This window comes from Acrocarpospora macrocephala, assembly GCF_009687865.1.
Taxonomy (GTDB): Bacteria; Actinomycetota; Actinomycetes; order Streptosporangiales; family Streptosporangiaceae; genus Acrocarpospora; species Acrocarpospora macrocephala.
Map to the genome: position 1 here is coordinate 57720 of NZ_BLAE01000018.1, position 12909 is coordinate 70628.

Genomic DNA, 12909 nt, shown 5'->3' on the forward strand with positions numbered 1-12909 from the left:
TATGGTTGTCACGTCAAACAGTGAGGCGACGGCAAACTCGCCCCGCGCCACGGGGAAACGGGCGCGGCCGGGCGGGTGGCGGCGTCTACACAGGCACGGGGGGTGCTTGATGGGCAGCACATTGACATGGGCAGGTCGTGCGTGAGCATAGGGGCGTTTCACGCGAGGAGCTGAAGCACAGCGCGGTCGTCACGGTGACCGTGCTGATGGTGCTCGGCCTGGTGGCGGCGTGGAGCGTCCTCATTCCCGGCGTGATGGTGTGGGACAACATCGTCGTCGCCGTCATCGGCTCGCTCCGGCTGACCGGCCCGGTCGCGGCCGCGTTCGCCGCCTGGGTGGCCGTCAGGAAGCGCCGGGCGACCCGGGGCGAACGGACCATCCGGCAGGCGTTGAAGGCGCCGCTGGCGATCCTCGCCGTCGTGATCGGCTCCTTCGGAGCGACCGTGCTGGTGCTGACGCTGCGCGCGGTGCTCAGCGAGCAGGCCGGGGCGCTGCTGCCGAGCGGCCTGGCCATGGGCGCGGCCGGTCTCGCCCTCTACGTCGTGCTGGGGTGGATGCTCGGCTGGGGTGTGCCGTACGCGATCACGCCGATGCTGGCCGGGCTGGCGACCTACGCGCTGTTCACCTGGATCGCCGAGGGATCCGGCTGGGCCGATCGGCTGGCGCCGGCCCCACCCGAGCCGTACGACCTGTTCCAGGGCCTGAGCGACGGAGCCTTCCTCGACCAGACGATCTGGCTGCTGGGCATCAGCGCCGCGTTGCTGCTCAGCTGGGCGGCCGCGGTCACGCGGCAGCCGCTCGCCCTGGCGGCGGCGATGCTCGCGGTGCTGGCGGCGGGCACCGGAGTGGCCCGCCTGGTGTCAGAACCCGATGCCCTGTCCAGCGCCCAGAAGATCGTCTACAGCTGCCAGGAATGGCCGATCACGGTCTGCGTCCACCCGGGCATGCGCGGCGGCCTCACCGAACTGGGCAGCGCGTTCACCGGCATCGCGGCCCGCCTGTCCGGCACCCCGGCCGCCTTCCAGCGAGTCGAGCAGCGCTCCCGCCTGACCGCGGGCGCCGAGGACGCCGCCCGCGGCGTGATCCCCATCCACGTCGACGACCTGGACACCGGCTACGCCGACCGCGCGGCAGCCGAGTTCGTGGAACGCCTCTCCCGCCCCTGCACCGAACCCGTCTCCGCCGGCTACCGGGCCATCGTGGCCGCATGGCTGCGCGGCGAACCGCTCCCCGCCGGACCACTACTAGAGCACCAGAACGCCTCCGCGTGGTTCTCCGGCCTGAGCGAGGAACAACGGCGCGAGTGGCTACGCATGTTCTACGCCGATTTCGCCAACTGCCGCCTAAGCGTCAACCACTTCGGCGGCCTCGCCTACGCCCCACGACCAAGCCCAACCCCCCTGATGCCCGTCCCCCTGATGCCCGCATCACCACCCCCGGGCGGAATGCCCTCCCCCGCAATGTGATTGCCGCGTATTAGCGGGAAGATGTCCCTTCGTGAACCGCCAGACACGCGCTCCCCTGACCGAGCCGACCCCCGTCACGCGCACGTCCCGCCGTGGCTGGCGACGCCTGGCCGCAGCCCTCTTCGTCACCCTGCTGCTGGTCGTGGGCGCACGCCTGGCCTGGTCCTGGCTGGACCCTTTCCGCGAAACCACCATCGACCGCTCCCAGCCAGTCCTCCTGCAGTCAATCCACAACCTGAGCCGCTTCGAAGCCGCCACCGGCAACTTCCAGGTCGTCGTAGACCTGGAGAAAGACGCCGCCTTCCTCCCCGACGCCATCAAGGGCACCCGCACCCTCTTCGTCGGAGCCGGCAACGTCGACGCCTACGTAGAGTTCGGCGACCTAGCCAAAGACGCGATCACCGTCTCCCCCGACCGCACCTCCGTAACGGTACGGCTCCCGCGCGCCCAACTAGAAAAGCCCAACCTGGACAACAAACGCTCCTACGTCTACCACCAGGAACGCGGCATCCTCGACCGCGTCGGCGAGTTCCTCTCCGACGCCCCCGGCAACCAGCAAGAGCTCTACATCCTCGCCGAACAAAAAATCACCGAAGCCGCCATAACAAGCGACCTCCGCGCCCGCGCCGACGCCAACACCAAGTCAATGCTCGAAAACATGCTCAAAGCCCTCGGCTTCACCAAAATCACCATCACCTACACCGACGAGCCCTAGAGACATTCGGCTCTTAAAGACCGACGCGAAGTACGGCGGGTCACCCCGCGGGTGGGCAGGGCGGACACGTAGGCCGACATAAGACCGTGCCAGAGACCACCGCGCCCGCGATGGCCGCTGACCAGCGGCTAACGAGAGGCTAGCTATCACGGTCGGCCGGAGTGTCCGCCCTGCCCACCCGCTACGGACCTCAACCGTTGACACAACCCCAAAGGCTAGAGATAACCCCATTTGGCACACATTTCCCGCATCTCCTCAGGAACTTCATCAGGCTCGGGAAGCGCACGACCAGGCTGGACCGTACCGGTCTGGATTTTGTCGCGCCAGTCGCCAATGCCCTTGACGAACGTCCCGTGGTCGTGGTCTCCATAGCGGAGAACGCCCGGTTCCCACGGAACGCTGAGCCGGTCGCAGATCGCGCGGAGTTCGGCCTCTGGGTTGGTTGTCAGCCTTTCGTAGGTGACCGTGAGGCCTCCCACCTTCTGGCGGGCTTCTTCGAGGTATGTGGCGTACCTGAGCGCGTGCGGGATGGCCTCCTCCATCGGCCGGGCCTCGGGGTCGGCCTCATGCCAGGAGGTGGCGATCGACAGCGGATGCCGGATCAGATAGACGAACCGCGCGTCCGGCCAGCAGGTGGAGATCCGCTTCCACGCGAAGACGTTGCTGGGAGTCTTCTCCACCAGGATCTTCTTGCCACTGCGCAGGAGCTCCCGATGCAGCATCCGATCCCACAGGATGTGCTCGACATCGCTGTGCGTGTGCCCGAGCGCGGTCAGCGCCTGCTGGAGCGGGTCGGTGGGCAGGTTGACGGTCATCCGCCGGAAATGGGTCTCGTGCGGAGCGTGCAGGTGGGAGTGGCTGTTCAGCATCACCCGCAGCAACGTCGACCCGGAACGCACGGAAGCCAGCAGGAATACGGGCTCGCGCAGCAACCGGTCCGCCGCCGGGTCGACCGGCCCCCTGATCACGTCGTCCGGCATGCGCGGCGGCAACGGCGGCAAGGGCTTGGGCGGGAGGCGTACACGCTTGATGGCGTAGCCGGTGACCCCTTCCAGGGTCGAGTTCACAACCTGCTTCCACTTCATGTCGCGAACGTAAAGAGCTGGGGTTACGCGAGGGTGAACAAGGCCTGGGAAAAGCTAGAGCGATGCGATGAGTTCATCGGCGGCCGTGTAGGGATCGGTCTCCCCCGCCAGCGCGCGCTCCGCGAGCACGTCCAGCCGCCGGTCACCGTGAATCGGCCCGCCGATCCGCGCCCGCAGCCCCGCCAGCACGATCGCCTCGATCTCGTCCCGAGCCCGCGCCAGCTTGCGTACCCGGCCCTGACCTGATTTTTCGAGGTACTCCGCGTGCGCGTCCAGCGCGGCCACGACATCGTCCACACCCTCGCCGCGCACGGCCACCGTGGACACGATCGGCGGCCGCCACGACGCGCCGGAAAGAGCGATCATGTTCCGCAACTCCCGGATCGTCGCCTGCGCCCCCTCCCGGTCGGCCTTGTTCACCACGAACACATCGGCGATCTCCAGAATGCCCGCCTTCGCCGCCTGCACGCCGTCGCCCATCCCCGGCGCGAGCAGCACGATCGTGGAATCGGCCAGCGAGGCGATGTCCACCTCCGCCTGCCCGACACCGACGGTCTCCACCAGGATCAGGTCGAATCCGGCCGCGTCCAGCACCCGGATCGCCTGCGGCACCGCCCAGGAAAGACCCCCCAGATGCCCGCGCGTCGCCATGGACCGGATGAACACTCCCGAATCTGTCGCGTGCTCCTGCATCCGCACCCGATCACCCAGCAGCGCTCCCCCGGTGAACGGCGACGACGGATCCACCGCCAGCACGCCGACCTTCTCGCCGCGCTTACGCGCCGCCTCGATCAGGGTTCCGGTCGAGGTGGACTTCCCCACCCCGGGCGATCCGGTCAAACCCACCACCCGGGCCCGGTACGGCTGTCGCGTGCCGATCGCCGCGATGAGGTCACGCAGGGCCGTACCGGCGTTCTCGACCAGGGAGATGGCCCGCGCGATGGCCCGCGGCCGACCGGCCAGAACGTCGTCGGCGAGAGGCGTCACGCGGGAACGCGGATGATCAGGGCGTCACCCTGGCCGCCACCGCCGCACAGCCCCGCCGCGCCGAGCCCGCCGCCGCGACGGCGCAACTCGTGAGCGAGAGTGAGCACGATCCGCGCACCCGACGCGCCGATCGGATGGCCGAGCGCGATACCGCCACCATTGACGTTGATCTTGTCGAGCGGCACCCCGAGCTCCTTCGCCGACTGCAGCACGACCTGCGCGAACGCCTCGTTGATCTCGACCAGGTCGAGATCGGCCGCGGTCAGTCCCTGCTTGCCGAGCGCATGCTTGATCGCGTTGGCGGGCTGGGACTGCAGCGAGTTGTCCGGACCGGCCACGTTGCCGTGGGCGCCGATCTCGGCCAGCCAGTCGAGCCCGAGTTCCTCCGCTTTGGCCTCGGACATCACCACGACCGCGCACGCGCCGTCGGAGATCTGCGAAGCCGAGGCGGCCGTGATCGTGCCGTCCTTCGTGAAGGCCGGCCGCAGGGTGGCCAGCGTCTCCACGGTGGTCTCGGGCCGTACGCCCTCGTCGGCAGTGAACTGGGCGCCCTTGGGAAGCGGGACCGGGACGATCTCGGCGTCGAAGACGCCGTTCTTGGCCGCGGCGGCGGCCAGCTGATGCGACCGCGCGGCCAGAGCGTCCTGATCTTCGCGGGTGAGCCCGAAGCGGGCGTTGTGCCGCTCGGTCGACTCCCCCATCGACACCTGATCGAAGGCATCGGTGAGGCCGTCCAGCGCAGTCGCGTCCAGGATCTCGGTGGAGCCGTACTTGACGCCCTTGCGGAGACGCGGGATCAGGTGCGGCGCGTTGGTCATGGACTCCATGCCACCCGCGACCACGATCTCGAACTCCCCCGCCCGGATCAGCTGGTCGGCCAGCGCGATCGCGTCGAGCCCCGACAAGCAGACCTTGTTGATCGTCAGCGACGGCACGGTCATCGGGATCCCCGCCAGCACCGCCGCCTGCCGCGACGGGATCTGGCCCGCCCCCGCCTGGAGCACCTGGCCCATGATCACATACTGCACGTCGGCCGGGGCCACGCCCGCGCGCTCCAGCGCGGCCTTGATGGCGATCCCGCCGAGTTCGACGGCGGACTGCCCGGCCAACGCGCCGAGCAATCGTCCGATGGGGGTACGAGCTCCGGCGACAATGACGGAACGGGACATGGGCGGGGCCTCCTCGATCGACCAGGGGCGACGGTGTCACGATACCTAGAGGCGGTCGGACGATCGCCAAGGAGGGTGGGCTCAAATGTTGCTGCGGATCGACCATGTGGGCATCGCGTGTCACAACCTGGAGGAGAAGATCGAATTCTATGAGTCGACGTTCGGTCTGGTGGTCGTGAGCCGGGAGGTGAACGAGGAGCAGGGCGTGCGGGAGGCCATGCTCCACGTGGCCGACGGCGACAGCGGAGCCTCCTACATCCAATTGCTCGAACCCCTTCACCCCGACAGCGCCGTGGGGAAGTATTTGAGCAAGCGCGGCGAGGGCGTGCACCACATTGGATACGGCGTGCCAGACGTGGCCAAGGCCATGGCGGACATCGGCGCCAAGGGGGTGCGTCTCATCGACGAACGCCCACGTCACGGCTCTATGGGTGCCTCAATTGCGTTTCTACACCCCAAGGATGTGGGAGGAGTCCTAACGGAGCTGGTAGAGACATCGAGGCATTGAGCAAACGCAAGAAAGGTTCATACGTAACAAGTCGCGCAGAAAGTCCGAGGAGGCCTCCAACACGGCAGCACCGGAGTACGCTGGCCTACCACCGGACGTGGATCCCGCAATGGGCTCCTCGCCTCGGATGTCCGAAACCCCCCCGTCCGGCCCGTGTAGCCGTCTCGACAACCCAGGATCGAGCCTCATGCAGTCCGACATCGACGCCCAGTTGAACAATTTCTTTGAAGACGCCCCCTCCCGGGAATTCGACGTGGTGCTCCGCGGCTATGACCGGCACCAGGTCCACGACCACCTGAAGACGCTGGACACAGACCTGCGTCAGGCCCGGGAGCAGGTCACCGCCCTTCAGCGTGACCTTTCCGACTCCCAGCGCCAGCTGCAGGAGCAGGAGCGCCCGACCTATTCCGGGCTGGGCGCCCGCATTGAGCAACTGCTGCGTCTGGCGGAGGAGCAGGCCACCGAGCTGGTCCAGGCCGCCCGGTCGGAAGCCAACGAGATCAAGGCCGCCGCCAAGGTGGACGCCGCCGACGTCCGCGCCGCCGCCGAGAACGAGGCCGCCGAGAAGCGCGCGCTCGCCACCCGCGAGGCCGACGAGATGCGCACCACCGCCGAGCGGGACGCGGAGGAGATCCGCTCCACCGCCAAGCGCGAGTCGGACGAACTGACCAACACCACCGAGCGTGAGGTCGCCAAGCTCCGCGCCACCGCCGACCACGAGGTCGCCGAGAAGCGCGCCGACGCCGAGCGTGAGATCGCCAAGCTGCGCACCACCACCGAGCGTGAGGTCGCCCAGCTGCGCGCGTCCACCAAGCGCGAGCGCGACGAGGTGCTGACCACCGCCAAGCGCCAGGCCGACGAGATGCGCGCCCAGGCCCAGCGGGTCCTGGAGGAGTCCGAGGCCAAGCGCGCCCAGGACGAGGCCGAGTTCGAGATCCAGCTGGCCGCCCGCCGCGAGGAGTCCGAGCGCCAGGAGTCCGAGCGTCACGCCACCGCGCAGGCCAACACGCAGAAGCTGGTCGCCGAGGCCGAGCAGCGCGCCGCCACCGCGGAACAGCGCGCCACCAAGGCCACCCAGCAGGCCGACCAGACCCGCCGCGAGGCCGACACCCACGCCAAGCAGCTCCTGGCCAATGCCCGCAAGAACGCCGACCAGCTGGTCGCCGAATCCAAGTCCAGCGCTGAGTCGATAGTGAGTGACGCCAAGGCCGAGGCCGAGCGCACCCGCTCCAACATGCAGCGCCAGGTCGACGAACTGACTCGCCAGCGGGACAGCATCACCAGCCACCTGGCCCAGCTCCGCCAGCTCCTCGGCGGCGCCGCCCTGCCCGGCATGGACCCCGAGCCCGCCCCCGTGGTGGCCGCTCCCATCAAGCCGGCCTTGTCCGCCGCGCCCAGCGTCAACGACAAGCCCACCCCGAAGCCCGCTCCGCCCGCCCCCAAGGCGGACGACGACGCCGAATGGTGGCAGGAGTAGGACTCACTTTCCTCGGGGCGACGGCTACACACACTGATAAAAGCCCGGCGAAACTTCCGTTTCGCCGGGCTTTGTCACGTTCCGTTTCTGTTGCGGCGGCTCGGGGGTGTTTGTAGCCGCTTCTCACACGGCAGAGCACTGACAAGCATCAAGCCTGGTGATCGTGGTGATCACCAGGCTCGACAGACGGCTTCAGAAAGCCGGACACTTGTCTCCGACGGGTACGCCATTGGGATACGTCTCCGGCTCGGGCATGTCCAGGTCCTTAATCCTGTGGTCGCACCAGTTGGGGTCGGGGTTGGCCACCACGGCATTGGCCACCGAGGTCTGCGCCAGCACCATGACGCCACTCGCGGCGATCGAGAAACCTATTGCCAGAACCATCTTGCCCAGAAATTTCATGCGCTGCTCACCCCTAGCAGGGACTTCTTTACAGTAGGTCCCGCCGAGCGTAAGTTAGCGTCACGACCTCTCGACAGATCAGCGCAAGTAACCCACTAACGGACGATGACCTGCAGATTCACTAAATAGACGCCGGTACTAACCTCTGAGCGGTTGAATCCGGTCCGCAAAGGATGGGCATGCCCTTGTGTGCACTGTCTCTGGCGGCGCCTACGGCTCCCGCGCATCATCCGTGACCTACGGGAGAATAGCTCGGAGGACACCGTGGCGGCGCGGATGGCCGAGCTCGGATCGACCGCCCGGGTGCGTCCCAAGCCACGTTTCGCTGACCTGCCGGAGTCGGTGGGCGGCGGCGACCGCTGCCATATGCTGAGGGCATGACCGCCTTGCCCGACTGGATGGTGCTGTCGCCCGAAGGGCTCAGTGCCGAGGCCTACGAAGGGCTGCCCGAGGACATCTCCAGGCGCATTGAGATCGTGGACGGAGCCATCGTCGTGAACGCCGCCCCCCGCCGCGCGCACCAGATCCTCGCCCGCCGCCTGGCAAACGCAATCGAGTACGTCTGCGGCGATCACCTGGCTGTCTCCACCGACATCGACTTGAGACTTCGTGACATCCCGCTGCTCAACCGGCGTCCTGATATCGCCGTCTACGATGCGTCCCTCCCCGACGAGGAGATTCTGCGCCCTGGACACTGCTTGATGGTCGTCGAGGTCATGTCGCCCGCGTCGGTCACTGCGGATCAGAAGGACAAGCCTGCGGAGTACGCCGCTGCGGGGATCAAGCACTATTGGCGAGTCGAACTTGACGATCATGATCACGGACCAGCGGTGTTCCGCTATCGGCTGGACCCCACCACCGGCCTCTACGCTTCTGCCGGCGTGGATACCGACAAACTCAAGGTGTCAGATCCGCTACCCCTAGAAGTCGACCTCATCGAACTGATCTGACCCGCCCGTCCTCACTTGTGGCTCCGTAAGAGTCGAGCACTCCCAGAGATGTCTCCCCGAGCGACCATCAGACATTCAATCCGTCAACTGAGCGCAGACAGCCAGGATGACGTTAAGAGGTGGGCACCTCTGGAGAACGGCTAGATCCAGCCCTTTCGGGCGGCCTGTACGCCTGCCTGGAAGCGGCCCGTGGCGCCGAGGCGGTCGAAGAGGGAGGCGATGCGGCGGCGGAGGGTGCGTTCGGAGATGCCTAGTTGGCGGAGGATGGATTCGTCTTTCATGCCGACGGCCAGGAGTTCGAGGATTTGCTGGTCCACGCCGTCGCCGGGGGCTGCGGCGGAGGCGCCCCAGACGGGGGACGATTCTCGCCAGAGGGTTTCGAAGAGGGCGACGAGGGCGTTGGTGAGGGCGCTGCGGCCTACCACGATCGAGGTGAAGCGGGCGCCTTCCTCGTGGTCGGTGAGGGGGAGGAGGGCGGTGCGGCCGTCTACCAGGATCAGCTTGATCGGGACTCGGGAGCGAACTCGGGCCTGTTCCCCTAAGCCGGTCATGCGGCGGATCTCGTCGAGTTTCTGGGGGAGGTCCAGGACGATCGACGAGTAGATGGCGCGGCAGCGTACGCCACGGGCCAAGGCCGCCTCCTCGGCGCCCAGGGACGTGCCCGTCGCGGCGTACGGCGGGGCGTCCAGGGCGAGCACCTCGCGGGTCGCTCCGGCGAGCAGTTCCTCGACCCGGCGTCCGGCCGCCGCAGATCCCTCGACGACTTCGATCACACGGCCGGGGTCAGCACGGAGCAAACCCTCCTGGAAGTCGGTGGCGAGTTCCTCGGCCGTCATCGCAAGACGGTCCAACTCGGCCCGGCGGCGCCGTATGGCTGAAGACAAGGCGATTCTCGGGTCCGCCGGACGGTATCCGTAGGGTCCGGCTGATTCAAGCAGGCCGAACTCCTGGAGCCGGTCCAGAGCGGCCCGAACTTCATCGTGTGAGGAGTCCAGCCGCCGGGTTGACTCCTCGGGGGAAATCTTGGGATCGCGCAGCAGAAGGCGGTACAGCCGCTCCTCCAGTCCGGACAAGCCGATCGCTTCCCACATACCTCTACCTTGGCAGATTCCGGCCACTGACCGGTACCGGCCAGCCCAATCGGTACATCACACGCCAGATCCACGTCATCGTTGAGATGTCTTTCAAGGCAACACCTTGAGGGAGGAAGACCTACGGCCGGCGTTGAGGGAGGCGCCGGCCGTTGTCTGTCGTACGGCCGATCCTCCGGTTCGGCGAGCTCAGCCGCTCTTTAGCCTTGGCCCGCGGCGTACGCTGCCGCGTCATCTATTTGTCGATCGTCTTGGACTTCCCCCAGAAACTCGACGAGATCCGCCGCATGACCGGCCTGCGTGCCTTCCCTCGTCTCTCCGGTCACTTCGCTCCTTCCGGAGGGACCCGAATGCTGGGTTTGGATCCCTTATCAGACGCGATCTTCGGTTGACCTGGTTGAAGGAGTCGAAGGATGGCGAGGGCGCGCCGTCCGCGAGCGTCGTTCCGGGAGAAGAGGGCGACCAGTCCGGCGAGCAACCGAAGCAGGGCATCCGGGCCGCGGCGGAGCACGACGATCACCACGAGGACGGAGGTGGGGATGGCTGCCAGGATGGCCGCGATGCCGGACATAGCGATGTTCTCCTACGGCTTGAGAAACATCGCTGTGCGCCATCCAGGAGGTACGGTGACGTCGGCGCGAACGCAACCGTATCCCTGGACAAACGCGCGGCGGAACCTGTTCTCTCCATCATGCAAGGTGATCCCAAACCCTCAAAGCAAGGTGAGCTGAATCTCACTGCCTGGTGTGACCCGGTTGCCTCTGGCTTTACCACGGAGAGCTGTGGCCCCCGCCATTGGGGCTTCTCCCACATATTTTCGTCTCTGGCTGGGCATGGAATTGAGGCTCACCGAGCCGTTCGGGGCCAATTGGCTCTGGTTGAGGGCTATCGAACGAGTGAACGGACGTCGGAATTGTTCCGTTGACCTGGGGTAGCCGGAAGGGGCTACCGTGGGTGGATGCGATTGTCTTTTCGTGAGGCCGGTCAGGGCATTCCGGTGGTGCTCCTCCATGCTTTTCCGTTTTCGTCGGCTATGTGGCTGGGGCAGCGGGAGGGACTGGCGAGCCGGTGCCGGGTGATCACTCCGGATATGCGAGGGTTCGGTGGGTCGCAGCTCGGGGATGACGATCCGTCCATGGATGTGATGGCCGATGACGTGGCCGAGCTGCTTGATGGTGAAGGGATCGAGCGTGCTGTTATAGGTGGTCAGTCCATGGGTGGGTATGTGACCATGGCTTTCTGCCGCCGTCATCCGGACCGCGTACAGGCGGTCGTTCTGGCCGATACCAAGGCGGCACCGGACACGCTTGAAGCCGCCGCCAACCGCGAACGAGCCGCCCAACGTGTGCTGTCCGGGGGTGACCTCACCGACACGATCCCCAGTCTGGTGGGACCCACGACGCTGACCGATCGGGCCATGGTTCTCGGCCGTGTCCGTGGTCTGGTGCAGTCGGCGCCGCCCGCCGCCGTCGCTTGGGCACTCCGAGCCATGGCCATCAGACCGGACTCCTTCGACACTCTCCGCGCTCTGAAGATCCCGGCCCTGATCCTGGTAGGCGAAGAAGACGAGTTGACCCCACTCACCGAGGCCAAGGCCATGACGGAAGCCGCTCCTGACGCTCATCTCGAAGTCCTGCCGAATGCCGGTCATCTGTCGGCGATAGAAACCCCTGAGGCCTTCAACAAAGCGGTAGCGGCGTTCCTCGCGAAACTGTGACCCATTCTCGTGCCGATACAGGAAAGAAGTATGGACCCAGCCATGCCAGGGACGGCCACGCCTTTCGAAAACATGTGTCATAATGCCAGCGCGGCGCTGTCGTCGTGTGTGGGCTATCTCGTTCATCGGATGTCGTTTGACATCGTAAATGACCGCGATGCACTGGAGATCAGCCTCAGACGAGGCCCGGAGTGGCCAGATATCACCATCTCGTTGGAGGGCCTGTATCACTTGTCGGTCAGCAAGCTTCCCGAGTCCTCGGTCTGCTTCGTCGACGAGATCTTAGTGCGCCACCTTCCAGAATTACCGCACCCGTGGCCTGACGGGCCCACCAGCGTCCGACGATTCCCTGGACAAACCGAACTGGTCTGGCTGCGAGTGGTAGGCCCGATGGAGATCGAAGTCGTCGCGTCGATCCTGACGGTCCTTACCGCGATGAGCGACGAGCTGGCCGCTACTGCTCCCGACGGTGTGAGGACCGAACACGAGGATTGAAGCCCCTCCTGCGGTATGGGCGAGCATTCTCATCGAGTGGGTCTGTTGTCATGAGAAGCTATCGTGCCGCCGTGACCGGCTCTGCGCAGCGTCCGCTGCTCTTCCTCGATGTCGATGGACCACTTATTCCGTTCGGCGCCGCACCGCAGCAGTATCCGGACGGATACTCGACTTATCGAACGAGCAGCGAACCACGAAAGGCTGACTCGAATCCGCTTCTGGCCAGGATTGATCCCGCGCACGGGCCCCGGTTGGTGGCGCTGCCGTGCGATCTGGTCTGGGCCACGGCATGGATGGACGACGCGAATGAGTGCATTGCGCCGCGGATCGGGCTGCCGCGGTTGCCGGTGGTGACGTGGCCGGAGCCGTCCGAGGTTGATGAACAGGACGAGCGGGATGGGATGCACTGGAAGACTCGGGCGCTCGTCGACTGGGCGGCAGGGCGTCCGTTTGCCTGGGTTGACGATGAGGTCACTGACATAGATCGAGCCTGGGTGTCCGTGCACCACCGGGGGCAAGCCCTGCTCCATCGTGTCGACCCCGGTCGGGGTCTCGGCGACGCCGACTACGCTGCTCTGGATGAGTGGTTTCGTGGTCACGGAACGCTGTCGTCGCATGGTTGAAACTGTTCGAGAGTCTGGGCAGCCGCGACACGTCGGGGATCCATCGACAGACTCTCGCGGTCGCTGCGGGCCAGCCGACGTCTAGCTCCGACCGGCGTTCCCCGCTGTCGACAATTAGGGAAGTACGTATTAAAGTAGTGCTTCATCATGAAGGACGTACATAAATCATTCGAACGTGATCCCGATGGTTCCCTCTTCGACCCCCAGGCCAGGGCCGCTATGAC

13 protein-coding genes are annotated in these 12909 nt (G+C 66.3%); 8 read left to right on the forward strand and 5 right to left on the reverse strand.

Translation table 11 applies throughout. The annotated features are described in order from the left end of the window. The first annotated feature begins 137 nt into the window (after nt 1-137). Together Amac_RS17360 and Amac_RS17365 are read left to right on the forward strand one after the other, a co-directional pair. Complete coding sequence (locus Amac_RS17360; protein WP_155355430.1) at nt 138-1466, forward strand: hypothetical protein; 1329 nt, start codon at nt 138-140, stop codon at nt 1464-1466. A 31-nt stretch (nt 1467-1497) separates the two neighbouring features. Further along, nucleotides 1498-2181, forward strand: coding sequence for a DUF4230 domain-containing protein (locus Amac_RS17365; protein WP_246268409.1), 684 nt, complete (start codon nt 1498-1500; stop codon nt 2179-2181). Between the two features lie 215 nt (nt 2182-2396). On the opposite strand, the gene Amac_RS17370 is transcribed toward Amac_RS17365, so the two are convergent. From Amac_RS17370 to Amac_RS17380, 3 genes are read right to left on the reverse strand one after another with little or no spacing between them, the layout of a single operon-like run. Continuing rightward, nucleotides 2397-3266, reverse strand: a complete 870-nt coding sequence (locus tag Amac_RS17370) for a sulfotransferase family protein (RefSeq protein WP_155355431.1) — start codon at nt 3264-3266, stop codon at nt 2397-2399. Between the two features lie 54 nt (nt 3267-3320). Beyond that, entirely contained in the window at nt 3321-4253 is a 933-nt protein-coding gene (gene meaB / locus Amac_RS17375; protein ID WP_155355432.1) for a methylmalonyl Co-A mutase-associated GTPase MeaB, read from the reverse strand. Beyond that, nucleotides 4250-5422, reverse strand: a complete 1173-nt coding sequence (locus Amac_RS17380) for an acetyl-CoA C-acetyltransferase (RefSeq protein ID WP_155355433.1) — start codon at nt 5420-5422, stop codon at nt 4250-4252. Before Amac_RS17380 ends, meaB begins: the two co-directional genes overlap by 4 nt. Nucleotides 5423-5507: 85 nt before the next feature. Between Amac_RS17380 and mce the strand changes: the two genes are divergently transcribed. Beyond that, entirely contained in the window at nt 5508-5930 is a 423-nt protein-coding gene (mce, locus tag Amac_RS17385) for a methylmalonyl-CoA epimerase (protein ID WP_155355434.1), read from the forward strand. Between the two features lie 187 nt (nt 5931-6117). Continuing rightward, complete coding sequence (locus Amac_RS17390; RefSeq protein ID WP_155355435.1) at nt 6118-7407, forward strand: DivIVA domain-containing protein; 1290 nt, start codon at nt 6118-6120, stop codon at nt 7405-7407. A gap of 192 nt (nt 7408-7599) precedes the next feature. On the opposite strand, the gene Amac_RS17395 is transcribed toward Amac_RS17390, so the two are convergent. Beyond that, entirely contained in the window at nt 7600-7809 is a 210-nt protein-coding gene (locus tag Amac_RS17395) for a hypothetical protein (protein ID WP_155355436.1), read from the reverse strand. Between the two features lie 377 nt (nt 7810-8186). On the opposite strand from Amac_RS17395, the gene Amac_RS17400 reads away from it, so the two are divergent. Beyond that, a complete protein-coding gene (locus Amac_RS17400; protein ID WP_155355437.1) occupies nt 8187-8759 on the forward strand; it encodes a Uma2 family endonuclease in 573 nt (190 codons plus the stop codon). 140 nt (nt 8760-8899) lie between these two features. Here Amac_RS17400 and Amac_RS17405 read toward each other — a convergent pair whose 3' ends face one another. Continuing rightward, nucleotides 8900-9850, reverse strand: coding sequence for a LuxR C-terminal-related transcriptional regulator (locus Amac_RS17405; protein ID WP_155355438.1), 951 nt, complete (start codon nt 9848-9850; stop codon nt 8900-8902). Nucleotides 9851-10808: 958 nt separating this feature from the next. Here Amac_RS17405 and Amac_RS17410 point away from each other — a divergent pair. The 3 genes from Amac_RS17410 (at nt 10809) to Amac_RS17420 (ending at nt 12685) form a co-directional block, all read left to right on the forward strand. Continuing rightward, nucleotides 10809-11567 (forward strand): alpha/beta fold hydrolase, encoded by a 759-nt coding sequence (locus Amac_RS17410; RefSeq protein WP_155355439.1) that lies wholly within the window; start codon nt 10809-10811, stop codon nt 11565-11567. A 30-nt stretch (nt 11568-11597) separates the two neighbouring features. Then, on the forward strand, nt 11598-12062 hold the full coding sequence (locus Amac_RS17415; protein WP_218041137.1) for a hypothetical protein: 465 nt from the start codon (nt 11598-11600) through the stop codon (nt 12060-12062). A 71-nt stretch (nt 12063-12133) separates the two neighbouring features. Continuing rightward, nucleotides 12134-12685: an HAD domain-containing protein gene (locus Amac_RS17420; RefSeq protein WP_155355440.1), complete on the forward strand. Its 552-nt coding sequence runs from the start codon at nt 12134-12136 to the stop codon at nt 12683-12685. Nucleotides 12686-12909: the final 224 nt, after the last annotated feature.

What these genes read in the sequence shown, in the direction of transcription:
- Amac_RS17395 (WP_155355436.1), bottom strand. Translation starts at nt 7,809, where the DNA reads ATGAAATTTCTGGGCAAGATGGTTCTGGCAATAGGTTTCTCGATCGCC.
- Amac_RS17370 (WP_155355431.1), bottom strand. Translation starts at nt 3,266, where the DNA reads ATGAAGTGGAAGCAGGTTGTGAACTCGACCCTGGAAGGGGTCACCGGC.
- Amac_RS17415 (WP_218041137.1), top strand. Translation starts at nt 11,598, where the DNA reads ATGGACCCAGCCATGCCAGGGACGGCCACGCCTTTCGAAAACATGTGT.
- Amac_RS17410 (WP_155355439.1), top strand. Translation starts at nt 10,809, where the DNA reads ATGCGATTGTCTTTTCGTGAGGCCGGTCAGGGCATTCCGGTGGTGCTC.
- Amac_RS17390 (WP_155355435.1), top strand. Translation starts at nt 6,118, where the DNA reads ATGCAGTCCGACATCGACGCCCAGTTGAACAATTTCTTTGAAGACGCC.
- Amac_RS17405 (WP_155355438.1), bottom strand. Translation starts at nt 9,850, where the DNA reads ATGTGGGAAGCGATCGGCTTGTCCGGACTGGAGGAGCGGCTGTACCGC.
- Amac_RS17400 (WP_155355437.1), top strand. Translation starts at nt 8,187, where the DNA reads ATGACCGCCTTGCCCGACTGGATGGTGCTGTCGCCCGAAGGGCTCAGT.
- Amac_RS17380 (WP_155355433.1), bottom strand. Translation starts at nt 5,422, where the DNA reads ATGTCCCGTTCCGTCATTGTCGCCGGAGCTCGTACCCCCATCGGACGA.
- mce (WP_155355434.1), top strand. Translation starts at nt 5,508, where the DNA reads ATGTTGCTGCGGATCGACCATGTGGGCATCGCGTGTCACAACCTGGAG.